At 59.5% G+C, this 17337-nt stretch carries 19 protein-coding genes; 10 read left to right on the forward strand and 9 right to left on the reverse strand.

Translation table 11 applies throughout. The features are described from left to right. Nucleotides 1-63: 63 nt before the first annotated feature. From galE to DXA70_RS12575, 4 genes are all read right to left on the reverse strand, one after another. Nucleotides 64-1089, reverse strand: coding sequence for a UDP-glucose 4-epimerase GalE (gene galE, locus DXA70_RS12565; protein WP_022257505.1), 1026 nt, complete (start codon nt 1087-1089; stop codon nt 64-66). Next, entirely contained in the window at nt 1026-1346 is a 321-nt protein-coding gene (locus DXA70_RS13675; protein ID WP_158565171.1) for a hypothetical protein, read from the reverse strand. Before DXA70_RS13675 ends, galE begins: the two co-directional genes overlap by 64 nt. A gap of 14 nt (nt 1347-1360) precedes the next feature. Continuing rightward, nucleotides 1361-2434 carry an aldose epimerase family protein gene (locus DXA70_RS12570; RefSeq protein ID WP_128118666.1) on the reverse strand — a complete coding sequence of 358 codons (1074 nt, stop codon included), beginning with the start codon at nt 2432-2434 and terminating at the stop codon, nt 1361-1363. 207 nt (nt 2435-2641) lie between these two features. Beyond that, the gene (locus DXA70_RS12575) at nt 2642-6568 is read right to left on the reverse strand and encodes an efflux RND transporter permease subunit (protein ID WP_128118667.1); all 3927 of its coding nucleotides are present in this window, start codon (nt 6566-6568) and stop codon (nt 2642-2644) included. 411 nt (nt 6569-6979) lie between these two features. Between DXA70_RS12575 and DXA70_RS12580 the strand changes: the two genes are divergently transcribed. Next, entirely contained in the window at nt 6980-7918 is a 939-nt protein-coding gene (locus tag DXA70_RS12580; RefSeq protein WP_128118668.1) for a stage 0 sporulation family protein, read from the forward strand. 30 nt (nt 7919-7948) lie between these two features. On the opposite strand, the gene DXA70_RS13830 is transcribed toward DXA70_RS12580, so the two are convergent. After that, a complete protein-coding gene (locus tag DXA70_RS13830) occupies nt 7949-8173 on the reverse strand; it encodes a hypothetical protein (RefSeq protein WP_181567017.1) in 225 nt (74 codons plus the stop codon). A 34-nt stretch (nt 8174-8207) separates the two neighbouring features. Between DXA70_RS13830 and DXA70_RS12585 the strand changes: the two genes are divergently transcribed. From DXA70_RS12585 to DXA70_RS12605, 5 genes are all read left to right on the forward strand, one after another. Further along, a complete protein-coding gene (locus DXA70_RS12585; RefSeq protein ID WP_022257509.1) occupies nt 8208-8378 on the forward strand; it encodes a 4Fe-4S binding protein in 171 nt (56 codons plus the stop codon). Nucleotides 8379-8687: 309 nt separating this feature from the next. Then, nucleotides 8688-9209, forward strand: coding sequence for a hypothetical protein (locus DXA70_RS12590; protein WP_243001396.1), 522 nt, complete (start codon nt 8688-8690; stop codon nt 9207-9209). Between the two features lie 11 nt (nt 9210-9220). Next, on the forward strand, nt 9221-10054 hold the full coding sequence (gene rsmI, locus DXA70_RS12595; RefSeq protein ID WP_128118669.1) for a 16S rRNA (cytidine(1402)-2'-O)-methyltransferase: 834 nt from the start codon (nt 9221-9223) through the stop codon (nt 10052-10054). Between the two features lie 214 nt (nt 10055-10268). Continuing rightward, nucleotides 10269-10760, forward strand: coding sequence for a YfcE family phosphodiesterase (locus DXA70_RS12600; RefSeq protein ID WP_112116175.1), 492 nt, complete (start codon nt 10269-10271; stop codon nt 10758-10760). Further along, nucleotides 10757-11524, forward strand: a complete 768-nt coding sequence (locus tag DXA70_RS12605; protein WP_022257513.1) for a biotin--[acetyl-CoA-carboxylase] ligase — start codon at nt 10757-10759, stop codon at nt 11522-11524. The genes DXA70_RS12600 and DXA70_RS12605 overlap by 4 nt, the downstream gene beginning before the upstream one ends. A 454-nt stretch (nt 11525-11978) precedes the next feature. On the opposite strand, the gene DXA70_RS12610 is transcribed toward DXA70_RS12605, so the two are convergent. Beyond that, nucleotides 11979-12500, reverse strand: coding sequence for a gamma carbonic anhydrase family protein (locus DXA70_RS12610; RefSeq protein WP_128118670.1), 522 nt, complete (start codon nt 12498-12500; stop codon nt 11979-11981). A gap of 97 nt (nt 12501-12597) precedes the next feature. Between DXA70_RS12610 and DXA70_RS15170 the strand changes: the two genes are divergently transcribed. From DXA70_RS15170 to DXA70_RS12620, 3 genes are read left to right on the forward strand one after another with little or no spacing between them, the layout of a single operon-like run. After that, complete coding sequence (locus tag DXA70_RS15170; protein ID WP_278321345.1) at nt 12598-13065, forward strand: hypothetical protein; 468 nt, start codon at nt 12598-12600, stop codon at nt 13063-13065. Next, nucleotides 12966-13556 carry a hypothetical protein gene (locus tag DXA70_RS12615; RefSeq protein WP_278321346.1) on the forward strand — a complete coding sequence of 197 codons (591 nt, stop codon included), beginning with the start codon at nt 12966-12968 and terminating at the stop codon, nt 13554-13556. Before DXA70_RS15170 ends, DXA70_RS12615 begins: the two co-directional genes overlap by 100 nt. A gap of 25 nt (nt 13557-13581) precedes the next feature. Continuing rightward, a complete protein-coding gene (locus DXA70_RS12620; RefSeq protein ID WP_243001397.1) occupies nt 13582-14790 on the forward strand; it encodes a D-alanyl-D-alanine carboxypeptidase family protein in 1209 nt (402 codons plus the stop codon). A 135-nt stretch (nt 14791-14925) separates the two neighbouring features. Here DXA70_RS12620 and DXA70_RS12625 read toward each other — a convergent pair whose 3' ends face one another. Beyond that, the gene (locus DXA70_RS12625) at nt 14926-15891 is read right to left on the reverse strand and encodes a hypothetical protein (protein ID WP_022257518.1); all 966 of its coding nucleotides are present in this window, start codon (nt 15889-15891) and stop codon (nt 14926-14928) included. Then, nucleotides 15888-16526 (reverse strand): rhomboid family intramembrane serine protease, encoded by a 639-nt coding sequence (locus DXA70_RS12630; RefSeq protein ID WP_128118671.1) that lies wholly within the window; start codon nt 16524-16526, stop codon nt 15888-15890. The genes DXA70_RS12625 and DXA70_RS12630 overlap by 4 nt, the downstream gene beginning before the upstream one ends. Before the next feature lie 62 nt (nt 16527-16588). Here DXA70_RS12630 and DXA70_RS12635 point away from each other — a divergent pair, with 62 nt between their 5' ends. Then, nucleotides 16589-17068 (forward strand): hypothetical protein, encoded by a 480-nt coding sequence (locus DXA70_RS12635; protein WP_128118672.1) that lies wholly within the window; start codon nt 16589-16591, stop codon nt 17066-17068. Between the two features lie 27 nt (nt 17069-17095). On the opposite strand, the gene DXA70_RS12640 is transcribed toward DXA70_RS12635, so the two are convergent. Then, nucleotides 17096-17337: IS3 family transposase (locus DXA70_RS12640; protein WP_147341633.1), on the reverse strand; the 242-nt coding region annotated here is incomplete at its 5' end.

A 17337-nucleotide genomic window follows, 5' to 3' on the forward strand; every position in this document is an offset into this window, starting at 1 on the left:
TCTGTCTGCCGCGGCAGACAGGGGTGTTTTCAACGTTATGGACAATCGCAGTGGAAAATCCTTTTATTTTGCAGTGTGGTAGCCGTCAGGGTTCTTCTTCTGCCAGTTCCAGCTGTCGGCGCACATCTCCTCGATGCCGTACTCAGCCACCCAGCCCAGCTCACGCTTGGCTTTGGAGGGGTCGGCGTAGCACTCGGCGATATCGCCGGGGCGGCGGGCCTCGATGACGTAGGGGAGCTTCTTGCCGCAGGCTTTCTCAAAGGCATGGATGACATCCAGCACGCTGTAGCCCTTGCCGGTGCCCAGGTTGCAGATGAAGAGGCCGCAATTGGTCTCCAGCTTGCGGATGGCGCAGACATGGCCGCGGGCCAGATCCACCACGTGGATGTAATCGCGGACGCCGGTGCCGTCCGGGGTGGGGTAATCGTTGCCGAAGACGTGCACTTTTTCCAGCTTGCCCACAGCGACTTTTGCAATGTAGGGCATCAGATTGTTGGGGATCCCGTTGGGGTCCTCACCAATGAGGCCGGACTTGTGGGCACCGATGGGGTTGAAGTAGCGGAGCAGGGCCACGTTCAGGGTGGGATCCGCCTTGCAGACATCGGTCAGGATCCGCTCGGTCATGGCCTTGGTGGTGCCGTAGGGGTTGGTGGTGGCACCCACGGGGAAGTCCTCGGTGATGGGCACACTGGCGGGGTCGCCGTAAACGGTGGCCGAGGAGCTGAAGACAAAGTTCTTGCAGCCATGGCGGCGCATCACATCCAGGATGACCAGGGTGCAGTTGAGGTTGTTATAGTAGTATTCAATGGGCTTGGAGACACTCTCGCCCACAGCCTTGTAGGCTGCAAACTGGATGACCGCGGTGATGTCCGGGCACTCGGTGAAGATCTTCTCCACATCCTCATGCTTGGTCATATCGGCCTGATAGAAGCGGAAGTCCTTGCCCGTGATCTGCTTGACCCGCTCCAGCACCACCGGAGAAGCGTTATAGTAGTTATCGGCCACCACCACATCGTAGCCAGCGTTCAACAGTTCAATGCAGGTGTGGCTGCCAATGTAGCCAGCGCCGCCGGAAACCAGAATTGCCATTGCAAAAACCTCTCTCTCGTCACCATTGTTGCATTCTTTGTAAGGGCCTTGCCCCTGCTGCCTAAAGAATACCGCTTTTTGCACACGGAATCAAGTACCGCCCATTTTATGCGGCTGGATTCTTGTTGCATCTTTTTCTGCACGATGATGAAACCACAATTTTTTTTGCATCCTGCCCATGGAGGGAAGACGCTTTTTGTGCAAATGAGAGAAAGATCACCCGGAACACAAAAATGACCGCCCGGCCGGGCGGTCATTCCGTTCTCTCTTTTCAAAGGCGTCCGCACTGGCGTCCGGTAAAGAAACGCAGCGTGGTGTTGGCGCGGAAGACCTTGCCCGCGCGGAGGATGGTGGTGGGAAACTCCGGGTGCGAGGGACTGCAGGGGAAGTGCTGGGTCTCCAGCGCAAAGCCGCCGTATTTCTGCAGCGGCACGCCGCCCTTGCCCGGGGTGGGGCAATCCTGCAAAAAATTGCCCGTGTAAAGCTGGATGCCCGGCTGAGTGGTGTACATCTTCATGCTGATGCCGCTTTTCTCGCTGGTGGCCCAGGCGCACAGGCTCTGGCTGGAACCGCGGTCCCGGTCAATGACAAAGCAGTGGTCAAAGCCGCCGCCCACCATGGTGGTCTGGGAAAAGCCCGTGTCGATGTCCCTGCCCAGCGGTTTGCCGGAAGTAAAATCCATCGGCGTGCCCGCCACGGGCAGGATGCGCCCGGTGGGGCAGGTCTCGTTGTTGCCCTCCAGATACCGGGACGCGTAGAGCTTGAGCTTCTGGTTCAGCACATCGCCCTCACCATCCAGATTAAAATATGTATGGTTGGTGAGGTTCAGCACGGTGTCCGCGTCGGAGGACACCCGGTAGTCCATCCGCAGGGCATTGTCCTCCGTGAGGATATACCGCACCGAAATTTTCAGATTGCCGGGGAACCCGTCTTCTCCATCCGGGCTCTCCGCCTCCAGTAACAGGGTATCGCCAAAGGATTTCACCTCGTAGATCTTGCGCGGGAATGTGCCATGCAGATGGTTTTTGCCATTGTTGGCTTCCAGATGGTAGGCCCTGCCGCCTACACTGAACACCGCGTTCTCGATCCGGTTGGCGTACCGCCCCACAAACGCGCCGCAGCAGGTGCTGCCTTGGGAGTTGAAGTCGTTTTCGTAGTCGGCCAGGGTGTCATGCCCTATGACCACGTCCACCGGGCCCTTTTTTGTGGGGACAAGGATATTTTTGATCACACAGCCATAGTTCAGCACATGCACTTCCAGTCCGCCGGGGTTGGAGATGATGTACTCGTTGACCTTTTCGCCGCTTTTTGTCACGCCAAAAGGCTTGGAACGAAACTGTGCCATTGCGCTCGCCTCCTCATCATTTGGTTCACACCCAGCAGGCGCACTCCTGAGTGTATCTTTCATAATTATGATTATATCATAGTTTCACACGCTTGTGGGCAGAACTTTTTAGAATTAACAGCCAATATTTTGGGAGATTTTTTGGTGGTTTTGCAAAAGAAAATCCCCATGAGCGCTCCATGAGGATTTTTTTGTTTGCAGGGGAATTTATGCTTGCGCGTTGGCCTGCGCCAGGAACTCGGCCGCGTCGTCCGGGATGTCGTCCAGGTCTTCCTCGCTGCCGATATCCACGTTGAGCGGCGGCTTCTTGAAGAGGATGTCGTACATCAACGGGACGATGTACAGGGTCATCAGAGTGGCATAGCTCAGGCCGCAGATGATGACGACGCACATGCCGCGCATCAGCTGTCCAGCCATATCGTTGCTCAGGGCCGTCTGGAGCATGGCCAGCACCGTGGTCAGGGTGGTCATGAGGATGGGGCGCATACGGGTCTTGCCGGTGGCGATGAGGGCCGCGCGGCGCTCCATGCCGCCCAGGCGGAGCTGGTTGGTGTAGTCCACAAAGACGATGCCGTTGTTGACGACGGTACCCATCAGGACGATGAAGCCCATCAGAGAGATCATGGTCAGCTGCTGGCCCGTGAGCAGCATTCCCATCAGGCCGCCGGTAAAGGCCAGCGGGATGGTAAACAGCACGATGAACGGGGACAGCAGGCTCTGGAACTGTGCCACCATGACCAGATAGACGAACGGCAGGGCCAGTGCCAGCCACTGCACCATCTCATTGGTCATCTTGTTGACGTTGCCGGACTCGCCGCCCACGTCAAAGGAGCAGCCCTCCGGCATCTCATCGGTCAGGGTGTAGGCGTCCAGCGTCTTCTTGACCTGACGGGCCTGCACGGTGGTATTGTAGCCGGGCAGAGTGTCCGCCGTGACGGTGACGAACTGGGTCTGGTTCTCGCTGGTCAGGGAGTCGGGGGCCGTGCCCACGGTCCAGGTGGCAATATCGCTGAGCTTACAGGTGCCCGTGGTGGTGGTGCCATCGGCGGACATGGTGGTGGTCTCAAAGGCAATGCCCATCATGTTTTCCTTGGTGACGGGGTCCAGGTTATCGGTGATCTGGACCGTCATGGAAGTGCCGTCCACCACAACGGGGGTCTTGGCGGTGGTGGTGGTGGTCAGGTCCGCCGCGATCTGCTGATACACCTGCGCGACGGTCAGGCCATAGGCACGGACCTTATCACGGTCGATCTGCAGCTCAATGGTGGCGTCACCGTTGCCCAGGCCGGTGGTGGCGTTGGTAAAGCCCTCGGTGTTGTTGACCATCTCCACGACCTTATCGGCCAGCTGGGTGATGGTGGCCGTGTCGGGGCCGTAGACCTTGACGCTGAGGCCGTTGGCCATCATGCTGGTGAGCTCCTGCATTCCGCTGATCTCCACGGTGCCGGTGCAGTTTTCCACGCTGCCCAGGGCGTCTTCCAGCGCCTGACGGGCGGTTTCGATCTGGGTGGAGGAGAGGCTCTCATCCAGTTTGACATTGATCTTATAGCTGCCGTAGCTGTTGGCCGCGTTCAGCAGGTCGGTAATAGCCTTGGGAAGGCCCAGCTGGCCAACGTCGATGCCGGCCACGCTGGTATCGGTGGTGATGCCCACCTCTTCCACATGGTCCACCGCCATCAGGGCTTCCACCACCTGCCCGGCCACATCGTAAGAATCCTCTTTGCTCATATCCGCCGTGGTCGAGATCTCCACGATGGCCTCGTTGCTGGTGATCTCCGGCAGCAGGGTGATGCCCATGGAGAAGACCCGCCAGCCGCAGAATGCCAGCAGAACGATGGCAGCCCCCAGCGGGATGGCGCGGTGCTGGAAGCACCACTCCAGGCTCTTGCCGTACTTGTCCTGCACTTTCTCAAACCAGGCCAGCTTCTTGGGCTCGGCCTTTTTCAGCACGGTGGAGGACGCCGCCGGGACAACGGTAATGGCCACGATGAGGGAGGCCATGAGGCAGTAGCCGATGCAGAGAGACATGGGCTGCATCAGGTTGCGCACCGTCTCGGAGGTGAAGATAACAGGCACGAAGACGCAGACTGAGGTGAGGGTAGAGGCTACAATGGACATGCCCACCTGCTTTGCGCCCTGCACGGCCGCGCGGGGTGCAGGGACGCCCCGGCCCCGCAGACGGTAGATGTTCTCAATGACGACGACCGAGTTATCCACCAGCATACCAATGCCGAGGGAGAGGCCCGCCAGCGTCATGACGTTGAGGTCCAGCCCGGTGAAGTACATCAGCACGATGGCGAACAGAACGGACAGCGGGATGCTGATGCCGACCACGAGGGTGGGCTTGATATCTTTCAGGAAGATGGCCAGCACGATGATGGCCAGAGCGGCACCCACGATCATGCTGGTGAGGATGCTCTTGACAATAACGGTAATGTAGTTGCCCTGGTTGGACAGAACGACCACTTTCAGGCCGTCGTACTGGGCTTCCAGCTCCTTGAACGCTTCCAGACAGTTATCCGAAACCGTGCTGGCGCTGGCCGTGGAGCTCTTGAAAATTTTGAGCACGGCGGCCCGCTCGCCATTCAGACGGGTATAGCTAGCCTCGGCGTTATCAATGACTTCCACATCCGCCACATCGGAGAGGCGGACATCGCCAAAGCCATCCACATGGAGCAGCAGCGCGCCCTCGATATCGGCCACGCTGTCGTACTCCTCGCCAACTTTCAGCAGCCAGGATTTTCCGCTGGAGTCCTTGACGTAGCCGGCGGGCATGGAGAAGTTCTGGGCGTAGATGAGGGTGGCCAGCGTGTCGATATCCAGCTGCTTGGCCACATCGGCGCTGGCGAGGGCTTTCTCCTTGGCCGCCTCATACTGGGCGTTGGCCTCGTCGTACTGGGTCTGGTAGTTGTTCAGCATCTCACGGGCTTCGGTAAACTTCATGTACGCGGAGAGCTGCTGGCTGGAATAGCTGCCCAGCGCCTGGGAGAACGTGTTCATCAGCTCGGGCACATTGTCCATGGCCTTGATGGTATCTTCCAGCGTTTTATAGATGGTGCTCATGCTCTGCTGCACTTCCAGGTCGCCCGCCAGATCTCCGGCGGTGCTGCCGTCGGCACCCGTTTCCAGGTTCAGGCGGTTCTGCAGCTGCTGCAGGGCAACGGTGAGCTTATCGGTGATATCGCGCAGCTCGCCGATGATGGAAATGAGGGAGTCAATGTCCCGCATTCCCGTCTCGTTGAACTGGTCCACCACATGCTGCAGGCCATCGCGCACCTCGATCAGCGCCTGCTGGATCTCCGGCTCGTTGACCACAGCGATCAGCTGGTTCACACTGTCCAGCAGGGCCTGCGCCTTATCCCGGACGGTGGTCACGGCGGCACCCACCTCGGTGCCCATCTGGGCCATCACGGTATCGGAGACCATGTCGCCGTAGTTTTTCAGCTGTTTTTCGTACTCCTTGCGGCCGGCTTCGATCTGGGCCTGGGCGGCTTCCAGCTGCTCATGGGCCGCCGCCAGCTGGACGTCGATGGTCTCCAGCAGCTTCTCGTTGATGACGTCGATCTTGGACTGGCTCAGCTGCACCTGCACCATCTTCTCGATGAGGCCGTTGGCCGAGATGCTGGACACGCCGCCCCTGCGCTCCACATAGGGCACCAGCGTGCCGCTGACGAAATCGGAGAGGTCGTAGACATCACTGCCCTCGCGGCTGATGGCAACCGTCATAAAGGCATTCATGTTCATGCTGTATTCAATGATGGAAGGGGTCAGGCAGCTGCTTGGCAGGCTGGACACCGTCTGGTCCACCTTGTTGGACACCTTGACCATGGTGCTGTTCATATCGGTGCCCTCGGAGAACTTCATCAGCAGCAGGCTGTAGTTTTCCGCCGAGGTGGCGGTGATGGTGTCCACACCCGCCACGGTACCCAGGGCGTTTTCCATCACGTCGGAGACTTCACTCTCCACACGCTCCGGGCTGGCACCGGGGTAAACCGTGACCACCATCAGGTACGGCGTGCTGATGTCCGGCAGCAGGTTGGTCTGCATGTGGCTGAGGGCCACGAACCCCAGCAGCAGGACCATGACAACACCAACCAGCACCGTAAACGGTTTTTTGACACTGAATTTTTCCATTTCTTCCTACCGTTTCTCTTAGGCCCCCCAAGCAGCGGGGCTTAAATTTCCTTTAGTATCCTTATTATACACGAGGGGGAGGGGGTTGCAATAGTCCCTTGGTGAATCTTTTATAAAACTTAAGATACTTTTCCGCAACCGGGGAATTCTCCGCTCAATTCCTCAATTTTTTGACCCGTTTCCAGAATTTTCATGTCGAAATCAGGTTGTATACGAACGAGCCGGGCCGATCATTGCACCCGCCGCCCAATTTTTGGGGGCCCGAACACGGTGCCCGGACGCGGCGATTTTATTTTTTTCGTGGAAATGTGGTTTTGATTATGGTATACTAACATCAGAATGGAATATCAGGCTCATTTGGAGCCCGACTCAGATACAACGAGAACAACAACCACCCCAAAGAGGAATGCTATGAAAAAAGTCATCTCTGTCCGTTTTAAGGACAACGGCAAAAGCTATTATTTTGACCCCGCCGATGCTGACATCAAGGCCGGGGATTACGTCATTGTGGAAACGGCCCGCGGCATTGAGTGCGGCGAGGTGGTGCAGGGCGTGCGGGAGATCGCCGACACGGCAGTGCCCAAGGCCCTCAAGCCCATTACCCGGATGGCCGACAGCGTGGATGTGCGCCGGATGCGCCAGAACCGCGAGGACGAGAAACGAGCCTACCACACCTGCCAGGAGTGCATTGCACGCCATGGCCTGGAAATGAAGCTGGTGGAGGCCGAGTACACCCTTGATCGCTCCAAGATCATGTTCTACTTCACGGCGGACGGCCGTGTGGACTTCCGGGAACTGGTCAAGGACCTGGCCGGCATCTTCCACACCCGCATTGAGCTGCGCCAGATCGGCGTGCGCGACGAGAGCAAGATGATCGGCGGCCTGGGCATCTGCGGCCAGCCGTTCTGCTGCTCCCGCTTTTTAAAGGACTTCCAGCCTGTTTCGATCAAGATGGCAAAGGAGCAGGGCCTGTCCCTGAACCCCACCAAGATCAGCGGTGCCTGCGGCCGTCTGATGTGCTGTCTGGCCTACGAGGAGAGCGCCTACGAGTACCTGAACAGCATCATGCCCATGGTGGGCAGCACCGTCCGCACCCCGGACGGCCTGGGCACCGTGCTGGAAGTCAACCCCGTTTCCGGCTATCTGCGGGTGCGCTGCGGCACCGAGGCCCTCACCCCGCGCTACTACAAGGTGGGCGTGTGTGAGTACATCAGCGGCGGCAAGCGCGCCCCCCGCCGCCCGGACCCGGACGACGATTATTCCGGCGTGCGCAACCCCGCCCCGGTGGTGGCTTCCGCCGACGCCAATGGCGGCACGGGTTGCGGAAACTGCCCCAAAAAGGGTAGATAATTCCCAGAAAAATAGTGGGAATTTACCAAGTTAGTCTGCTAAAACTAACCATATTTCGTGATTTTCGCCAAAAAATCTCTTCAATTTCCTCCAGAAGTTAGCCTGTGCTTTTGTGCAACCCAACAAAAAAACGGGTTTTGCATTTTGCGCGGTACGGTTAGTCTTGCCTTTTTGATTTTGCTTTGCTAGAATCGTGTCAAGGATAAGATTTCCGAGGGAGCCCGCCACCCGCCGTGCAAGGGCAGGTTTCTTCATAAATGACCGCACGGGAGATAAGGAGAGTACGATTATGGCACACAAGGTTTCTGACGCATGTGTTGGCTGCGGCGCTTGCGAGGGCGCTTGCCCGGTTGGTGCAGTCACCATCGAGGGTGGTGTTGCAGTTGTGAACGCAGACGCTTGCATCGATTGCGGCGCTTGCGAGGGCGCTTGCCCCACCGGTGCTATCACTGCTGAATAATTGCAGCGATCCCTGTAAACAGACACAAAAAGCGGCGGACCTGTCCAAACGGGTCTGCCGCTTTTCTGTTTCCGCGCAATTTTCCCGGCCTGCACAATTTTGTCGGATTTTCGGCCCCGATATTTTGGCAAAGGATTTTGAGCCTGTATATGGAACATTCAACCGAGATTTTGTATAATAAAACAGAAGTCTATTGTTCGTCCGTCCACCGCTTTGGCTCGGACGCCTTATTGTTGGCCCGGTTCTGCCCGCCCAAACGCGGCCAGAAAGCAGCGACCTGTGTTCGGGCTGCGGCATTGTCAGCCTAGAGTGGCACGACAGCGGCCACCGGGGCCCCTGCACGGCCCTGGAGCTGCAGCCGGAGGCCAGCGCCCTGCTGGCGGAAGCCGTGGCCGCGCAGGGCCCGGAGCTTGCCCACATCACCCCCGTCTGCGCGGACCTGCGCGCCTACCGGGAGGGGAGGGCAGTTTTGACCTCTGCGCCTGCAACCCGCCCTATTTTACGGCGGGCTTCCAGAGCAGCAACGCGGCCCGGGCCACCGCCCGCCACGAGACCGACTGCACGCTGGAAGATGTCTGCGCCTGCGGGTTCCGGCTGCTGAAAGACGGCGGGCGGCTGGCGCTCTGCCACCGGCCCGAGCGGCTGGCCGAGGTGCTGGCCGTGCTGCGGGCCCACCGACTGGAGCCCAAGCGGCTGGCGTTTGTGAAAAACAGAGCCGAAAGCGCCCCCTGGCTGTTTCTGGTGGAGGCGCAGAAGAACCGGAAAACGGGCTTGAAGATCGAGCCGGACATTCTCATTGCAGCCGGTGCTGCAATGTACGGAAAACACTGAGGAGGGCTGTTATGGCCGGAACATTATACATCGTGGCAACTCCCATCGGCAACCTGGAGGATATGCCGCCCCGTGTGGCGGCAACGTTCGGCGCGGCGGATTTCATTGCCGCCGAGGACACCCGCGTGACCATGAAGCTGCTCAACTTTCTGGGCCTGAAAAAACCCATGGTCAGCTACTATGAGCACGCCCTCCAGAAAGGCGAAGGCATCCTCCGCCGCATCGAGGCGGGGGAGAACTGCGCCCTCTGCTCGGACGCCGGAATGCCCTGCGTCTCCGACCCGGGCGAGGTCATCGTGCGGGACGCACTGGCCCGGGGCATCAAAGTAGTGCCCGTGCCCGCCGCCTCGGCCTGCGTCACGGCACTGGCCGTCTCGGGGCAGGACACCTCCCGCTGGGTGTTTGAGGGCTTTCTGCCCGTGAACCGGAAGCAGAAAAAGGAGCGTCTGGCCGAGCTGCTGGGCGAGAAGCGGACCGTCATCTTTTACGAGGCACCCCACAAACTGCGCACCACGCTGGACGACCTGACCGCCGCCTTTGGCGAGGACCGGAGCATCACCCTCTGCCGGGAGCTGACCAAGCTCCATGAAGAGATCTGGAAGACCACCCTGGGCGAGGCCGTGGCCACTACGCCGCCAACGAGCCCGGGCGAGTATGTGCTGGTGATGGCCGGCGCCCCCGCCGCGGAGCCCACCGAGCTGACGCTGGACGAAGCCGCCCAGCGGGCGCTGGAGCTCACCCGGCAGGGCTTTGGCCCCTCGGCAGCCGCCAAAACCGCAGCCCAGGGCACGCCCTACTCCAAGAGCGAGATCTATAAACAACTGCTGGTGTTGCAGCAGAATTAAACCTCTCCGTCATTGCTGACGCAATGCCACCTCCCCTAGCAGGGGAGGCCTTGGCAGTCGATGGAAGCTTTTTCTATTTGCCAAAGGCTCCCCTGTCAGGAAAGACTCCCCCGGTCGGGGGAGGTGGCACGAAAGTGCCGAAAGAGGAGTGTCTGGCGAGCGGAGCTCGACTGAGAGGTTTAAGACGTATTAAAATATTGAGGAGGCCCCTTTCGTGACAAAACTTTTGATCCTGAGCGACAGCCATGGCGGCAGCGACGCCATCGCGCGCATCCTGAAAGCAGAACGGGAAAACATCGACGCCCTGATCTTTCTGGGCGACGGCCTGCGCGATTTAGAACTTGCACTGACCAAATACCCCCGCCTGCGGACCTATGCCGTGGCCGGAAACTGTGATTTTGGTGCGCTGGAGCCCTACGACGGGCTGGCCGCTTTCGATCAGGTCATCGTTTTCTATACGCACGGGCACATGTACGGCGTAAAATACGATCTGGATACACTGGCGGACGCCGCCGCCGCCCGCGGGGCACAGGTGGCGCTGTTTGGCCACACTCACATCCCGCTGGCCGAGACCCGGGGCAGGGTGTTCCTGTTCAACCCGGGCTCCTGCGGCCGCTGCTACACCGGGGCCGACACCTACGGCATCCTGACACTGGCCGACGGCAAGGTCGTGGGCCATGAGCACAAAGAGGTACCCAAAGCATGAGCATCAATGAGGTGCGCTATCTGCCCGAATGCGGCAGCACCAACGCCTATGTAAAAGAGCATTTTGAAGAGTTTGGCCCCGTGGGGGCCGTGTACACCACCAACCAGACCGCCGGGCGGGGCCGCCTGGGCCGCACCTGGGTCAACGCCGAGGGCAAAGCCCTGTACTACACCGTGGCCATCCGGGAACCGCTGGCCCAGCCTGCCACCCTGCCGCTGCTGGCCAGCCTGGCCGTGCGGCGGCAGCTGTCCCTGCGCTACGGCGTGGAGTGCCAGATCAAATGGCCCAACGACCTGCTGCTCAACGGCAAAAAGATCGTGGGCATCCTCTGCGAGGGCGTCAGCTACGGCTACCAGCAGCAGGGCCGGGGCATCCTGTGCGGCATTGGCATCAACCTGGCCCAGCCCCAGAGCTATTTTGACGCCGCCGACCTGCCCCACGGCACCTCGCTGGCGCTGCAGGGGGCAAATGTCGATCTGACCACCGACCCCGAGTGGCTGGCCGAGGCCCTGACGGATTTCGGCTTTGACCGCCCCATGTACGTCTTCGCGCGGGATGGCTTCGCGCCGTTCCGGGAGGAGTACAAAAAGGCCTGTGTCAACATCGGCCGCCGCGTGACCTTTGACCTGCCCGGCGGCGGCGAGGGCAGCGGCGAAGCCGTGGATATCGACGAAGAGGGCCGCCTTGTTGTCCGCACCGACTCCGGCGAGGAGCATGTCTTCACCGGCGAAGTCTCGGTACACGGCATTTACGGCGCGGTATAAACCTGTATAAAACCCAAAATCCCCCTCCGGCGCTTGCGGTACACCGGAGGGGGATTTTGTTTGGGGTATTGCTTTGGTGTGAGGAGGAATCATGTGCAAGGGAGCGGTTGCGGCCCCGCGCCCTTGTGAGGATAGTATACCCGATTTCCGCACAAAAGTCATTACTTTCTTGTGAAAAATGTGTTAATTACCGAACGAAAATTTTTCGCTTTGTTTTCACACAAAAGTTTTTGCCGTAGAAACCCCGCAGGTAGATGCTGCTCTACCTGCGGGGTTGAGAGTTAAATCTTATTCGGACACAACTTCGCCGTTGGCGTTCATCACAAAGGTCGTCGTCTTGCTGCCATTCGAGATATTGTCAATTGTCACAGTTTCCAATAAATATTTCGTTTTTTTACCAAATTAACGAAATTTGCGCCCGTCTGGTCATTTTGACCAGAACGGACGCGGTTTTTCAGGTTCGCTCTTTTTGCGCCTCGGCGTGCGCCTTGCCCTCTTCCACATAGCTTGCGGCGTTGGCGCGGTTGTGCTCCAGCTGCTCCGGGGTGATTTTCTTGATGACCCGGGCGGGGACGCCCACGGCCACGGAATCGTCCGGGATGACCATGCCCTCCGGCACCAGCGCCCCGGCCCCGATGATGCACCGCTTGCCCACCACGCTGTGGTTGAGCAGGGTGGCGTGCATCCCGATGAGGCTGTCATCACCCACGGTGCAGCCGTGCACCAGCGCGCAGTGGCCCACGGTGACATTCTTGCCCAGCAGCACTTTCCCGCCCGCGTCGCAGTGGAGGACGGCATTGTCCTGGATGTTGGTGTTCTCGCCAATCGTCAGGGTGCCGCTGTCGCCCCGGAGCACAGCCCCGTACCAGACTGTCGTGCCCGGCTTGAGGAGCACGTCGCCCTGCACGGTGGCGTTGTCCGCCACAAAGGCCGCCCCCTCGTCCCGGGGGCTTTTTCCACCAAAGGATAGGATCATTGTGAAAAACCACCTTTCTCTTTTTCTTCATTTATGGTATTCTTTTATCAGTCACAGTTCAAGAGGAAGCTGAAAACTTCCGGAGGAGTTTTTTCCCATGCACAAGCATTCCCTTTTTTGCCGGGCGGCGGCGCTGGTGCTCACCCTTGCCCTGACCGCGGCGCTGGCCCTGCCCGGCTTTGCCGCCGCCTACGCCATGCCCATCCAGACAGCCTATGACGCGGAGGCGGTCTATCTGTTTGACGCCAGCACGGGGGAGGCCCTTGTAGAGCAGAACCCGGATCAGGTGCGGCCCATTGCCAGCCTGACCAAGATGATGACCGCCCTGCTGGTACTGGAAAGCGGGGCCGACCTGAACGAGAGCATCCCCATCCCGGACAGCCTGACACCGGAGTTCCAAGCCATCCGGGCCAACCGGGGCCACACCATCGGCCTGCAGCCGGGGAGAGTGTCCGCCGCCTCGACATGCTCTACGCCATGCTGGTGCCCAGCGCCAACGACGCGGCCAGCGTGCTGGCCAGCGACGCCGCCGGGGGAGACCTGGCCGCCTTTGCCGCCCGGATGAACGCCCGGGCCAGCCAGCTGGGCTGTACCAACACCCACTTTACCTGCCCCCACGGCCTGTACGATCACAACAACTACTCTACCGCCCGGGATATGGCAAAAATCGCGCTGGCCTGCCACGCCAACGGTACTTACATGCAGGTAGCCAACACGGTGAGCTACACCCTGCCGGCCACCAATATCCACCCGGCCCGGAACATCTCCTCCACCAACCGGCTGCTCAAGCCGGGCAGCGCGTACTACCGCGGCTACGCGCAGGGGATGAAGACCGGCTTCACCACCCAGGCGGGCCGCTGCTTTGTCACCTTTGCCAGCCAGAACGGCCGGACTTACGGCCTTGTCATCTTAGGCTCCAACAGCCAGAATATCTTCCGGGAAGCCGCCGAGCTGTTCGACTGGGCATTCTCAAACCCCGACCTGCAGCCCAAGGCGGCGGCCCCCGAAACCAAAAAGCACTCGCTCTTCTCGTTCTGGCAGAACCTGCTGGGATGATCTGATTCTTTGGGAGGATATGCTCATGCAAACCACATCACTGTTCCGCCGGGCCGCCGCGCTGGCCCTGACCCTTGTGCTGGCCGTCTCGGCCTCACTGGCGGGCTTTGCCGCCTACGACATGCCCATCCAGACCGTGAGCGATACCGAGTCGGTCTACCTGTTCAATCTGAACACGGGCAAGCCCATCCTGGACCAGAACGCCGGGCAGTCCCGCTACATTGCCAGCCTGACCAAAATGATGACGGCCCTGCTCTTTTTGGAGAGCGGCAAGGACCTGAACGAGGAGATCACCATTCCCACCAGCCTGACGCAGGAGTTCAAGGACATCCAGAACGCCAACGGCAGCACCATGAACCTCCGCATCGGGGAGACGGTGCGCCGCATTGACCTGCTGTACGGCCTGCTGGTGGCCAGCGCCAACGACGCGGCCAGCGTCATCGCCAGCGATGTCTCCGGCGGCAACCTGCCCGCCTTTGTCTCCATGATGAACCAGAAAGCCCAGGAACTGGGCTGCACCGGCACCAGCTTTACCTGCGTGCACGGCCTGTATGATTACGGCAATGTCTCTACCGCCGAAGATCTGGCCAAGATCGCCTCCGCCTGCTACGCCAACGAGACCTACATGCAGGTGGCCAACACCCAGAGCTACACCCTGCCCGCCACCAACCTGCACCAGAACGAGCGGGCCATCACCTCCACCAACCTCATGCTCAACCCGGAGTACGCCTATTACCGCGATTACATCCGTGGCATGAAAACCGGCTTCACCACGCTGGCGGGCCGCTGCTTTGTCACCTTTGCCGAAAAAGACGGCCACACCTACGGCCTCGTCGTCCTGGGCTCTGACCTCGATAACATCTACCGCGAGTGCGCGGAGATCCTCGATTGGGCTTTTGCCAGCTTCTCGGACCGCCAGCTGACCGACACCCAAACGGTGCTGACCACGGTGCCCCTGACCAAGTGCCGCAGTGAGGAAGCCGTGGAGCTCTACGCCGCCGAGCCTGTCAGCGGCTACGGCCACGCGGACGATCCGATCACTTATTCGTTCGAGGTGCCGGAAAGCGTCTCCGCTACCGTGAAAGACAACGCCGTCATCGGCAGTGCCACCGTCTATCTGGACGGCTACGAGATCGGCACCGTGGACCTCGTGACCCATCAGGAATATATCTCGGACTTTCGCACCGACCTCAAAGCCACGCTGGAGCTTCTGGCAGCCTCATCCTCATCTTAGCCGTCCTCAGCTTCGCCACCATGGTCATGGGGGGAGGCTCGCTGAACCTCAGCCGCCGCCGCAAGACCCGCAGAAGATAATTTCTTTGATACAGCAAAAGCTGCCGCAAAAAAACGCGGCAGCTTTTTTGATTTTTCAGAGCGTCCGGAACTTTGCGGCCAGCACCGACAGCGTGATCTTGGGGTTGACCTGCGTGGACAGATGCCAGATGGCCGTATCCGCCAATCCAAGGGCCTTACGGGCCGTTTCGCCCTGCACCGGGGAATGTTTGCTGCCCTGCACGCCGGCGGCCGCGGCGGCCCGGAAATCGGCCAGCAGGGCGGTGGCACCAGCCTTGTCTTTTTCGTATCCCGCCAGCAGCACGGCGGCGGCATAGCTGTCCCGGGCCTGTGCGGCCTTTGCCAGGGTCAGCGCCTGCTCCACCAGGGCCCGGCGGTCTTCGTCCCGGGCCGCCGCAAGCACCGTGCCAATGTGGCCGTCAAACAGCTCGCTGTAGAGGGCGGCGTCCTTTTTCTCCACGCCCCGCGCGGTGCAGTAGCGGGCACAGGCCTCCGGGGAGACCGGGGCCACCGCAAAGCTGATGCAGCGGCTCCGGATGGTGGGCAGCACGCCTGCCAGCGAATCTGCCGTCATGATAAAAAGCACGCCCTCGGGCGGCTCCTCCATCACCTTGAGCAGGGCGTTGGCCGATTCCTCATTCATCCGCTCCACATGGTAGAGCAGGACGGCACGGCCCTCCGCCGAGAGGCTGGTGTTGAAGATCTCGGTCCGCATGGCCTTGACCTGGCTGACGAGATACCGCCCGCCGGAGCCCATGCCCGTAATGGAGATGGCCTCCCGGACGATGCCCGTCTCCACCCGGCCGCTGTCACGGTCGCCGGGCTTGCCCACGGCGCGGCAGCACTCGCCCCGCAGCAGGGCCTCGGCAGGCGCTCCGCCTGCGGGGTAGAGATAATCGGCCGCCACGCAGCGGGCCGCAAAGCCCGCGCCCAGCCCCTCCTCGCCCACCAGCAGGAGGCTGTGGGTCATCCGGCGGCTGTCCAGCATCATGCGGACGCTCTTTTTCAGCTCCGCGTTGCCCTCGATCCGGTCGATCATCATCGTCTGTTTTTCCTCTTCCACTGCTCCCGGCGGATCCATGCCCGGACACTGCGGGCAGCCTGCGGGCCAAAGAACGCCGCAAAGCCCACCATGCAGAGCAGATAATTCAGCTTGCCCAGCGGGGCAGCCGTCAGGAAGCTGAACCCCCAGAGCGCCGCCGCGAACAGGCCAAAATACTTCACCCGCACCGGGATGACGAAAAAGAGCAGCACCTGCACCTCCGGGTAGAGCATGGCAAAGGCCAGCAGGAGAGAGAGGGAGAGACAGTAGGTGTCTGCCCAACCCGTGCACAGGCAGGCCAGCACCGCCCCCAGCATCCCCAGCAGGAGATAGAGGTTAAAGCGGAAATCGCCCCACTCTTTTTCCAGTGCCGTGCCGATGAACCAGGTGAAGTAGATGCCCAAAACCACGCTCAGCGGCCCGCCGCCCGAGAACGGCACAAACACAAACGTGATGACCCGCCAGATCTGGCCCGCCAGCAGAGCGCCACGGTCCAGGTTGAGGTAGAACGAAATATACTGGTTGACAAACAGCTCCACTGCATAGACCAGGATCTGACCGCCGATCAGAATGGAGATCAGGTTGGGGATGCAATAGCGGCCAAATTTCCGCTCCAGCTTGGTGATCCAGTTCATAGGCAAACGCCTCCGTGTTTTAAATTTTGCGGCCCGATTTCTGAGAGCCTTTCTGCACACCATTGTATCATGTTTGCCCACGCCATTCAAGAAAATCCCTGCGAGAGTTTGCGGCAGAGAACAGCCCCGCCGCCCGTTTTTTTCCCGCGTTTTATCCCCACTGGAATCATCTTTTAACTTTTTCCACCGGGTTTTCCACTGGATTTGTGAAAAAGAAGCGGGGTTTCCCACAGTGTTTTCCACTTTTTCCACCGAGTTTTCCACCGTTTTGGAAGCGTTCCGTTATACCTGTTGTATTCTTCCAGGCGGATGCTGGAAGCTTTTGGGGAGAAATAGAGGGATTTTTTCTTTTTTCCAAAAGAAAGTCGAGGGCAAAAATTTATTTTTCGAGGCTTTCCGCACCGGGGCAGTTTTCACTTCTCCAATCTGGAATTTTTGAGGCGGCAGTTTTCCACATGGAAGAGAAGCAAAAACGTCATGTTGAAAAGAGAGGGAAAACTCCGGTTTTACCAAAAAAAGAAGCTTCGATGAAACTGAAATGAACCCCAAAAGTTAGACAAAATTTAAAATCAAGCAACCTGAACGGTCTGAATCCTGTATTGCACAGGGCTCAGGCCGTTTAGTTTTAATTTGATTCGGCAGTTGTTGTAGTAATCGATATACTCAACAATGGCCTTTTCGAGCTGTTCAACGGAATCGAATTTTTCCAAATAGAACAGTTCCGTCTTGAGCAAGCCAAAGAAGTTTTCAGCAACCGCATTATCCAGACAAGTGGCTTTCCGGGACATACTTTGTGTAATGCCTTTCGCTC

Source organism: Faecalibacterium sp. OF04-11AC, from assembly GCF_003460645.1.
Classification (GTDB): domain Bacteria; phylum Bacillota; class Clostridia; order Oscillospirales; family Ruminococcaceae; genus Faecalibacterium; species Faecalibacterium prausnitzii_I.

Bases quoted from the DNA above. Each gene is read 5' to 3' on its own strand.
- DXA70_RS12615 (WP_278321346.1), top strand. From the start codon at position 12,966: ATGCTCTACGCCATGCTGGTGCCCAGCGCCAACGACGCGGCCAGCGTG.
- DXA70_RS13675 (WP_158565171.1), bottom strand. From the start codon at position 1,346: ATGACCGCCCGGCCGGGCGGTCATTTTTGTGTTCCGGGTGATCTTTCT.
- DXA70_RS12575 (WP_128118667.1), bottom strand. From the start codon at position 6,568: ATGGAAAAATTCAGTGTCAAAAAACCGTTTACGGTGCTGGTTGGTGTT.
- rsmI (WP_128118669.1), top strand. From the start codon at position 9,221: ATGGCCGGAACATTATACATCGTGGCAACTCCCATCGGCAACCTGGAG.
- DXA70_RS13830 (WP_181567017.1), bottom strand. From the start codon at position 8,173: ATGAAGAAACCTGCCCTTGCACGGCGGGTGGCGGGCTCCCTCGGAAAT.
- DXA70_RS12620 (WP_243001397.1), top strand. From the start codon at position 13,582: ATGCAAACCACATCACTGTTCCGCCGGGCCGCCGCGCTGGCCCTGACC.
- DXA70_RS12585 (WP_022257509.1), top strand. From the start codon at position 8,208: ATGGCACACAAGGTTTCTGACGCATGTGTTGGCTGCGGCGCTTGCGAG.
- DXA70_RS15170 (WP_278321345.1), top strand. From the start codon at position 12,598: ATGCACAAGCATTCCCTTTTTTGCCGGGCGGCGGCGCTGGTGCTCACC.
- DXA70_RS12580 (WP_128118668.1), top strand. From the start codon at position 6,980: ATGAAAAAAGTCATCTCTGTCCGTTTTAAGGACAACGGCAAAAGCTAT.
- DXA70_RS12625 (WP_022257518.1), bottom strand. From the start codon at position 15,891: ATGATGATCGACCGGATCGAGGGCAACGCGGAGCTGAAAAAGAGCGTC.
- DXA70_RS12570 (WP_128118666.1), bottom strand. From the start codon at position 2,434: ATGGCACAGTTTCGTTCCAAGCCTTTTGGCGTGACAAAAAGCGGCGAA.
- DXA70_RS12610 (WP_128118670.1), bottom strand. From the start codon at position 12,500: ATGATCCTATCCTTTGGTGGAAAAAGCCCCCGGGACGAGGGGGCGGCC.
- galE (WP_022257505.1), bottom strand. From the start codon at position 1,089: ATGGCAATTCTGGTTTCCGGCGGCGCTGGCTACATTGGCAGCCACACC.
- DXA70_RS12605 (WP_022257513.1), top strand. From the start codon at position 10,757: ATGAGCATCAATGAGGTGCGCTATCTGCCCGAATGCGGCAGCACCAAC.
- DXA70_RS12630 (WP_128118671.1), bottom strand. From the start codon at position 16,526: ATGAACTGGATCACCAAGCTGGAGCGGAAATTTGGCCGCTATTGCATC.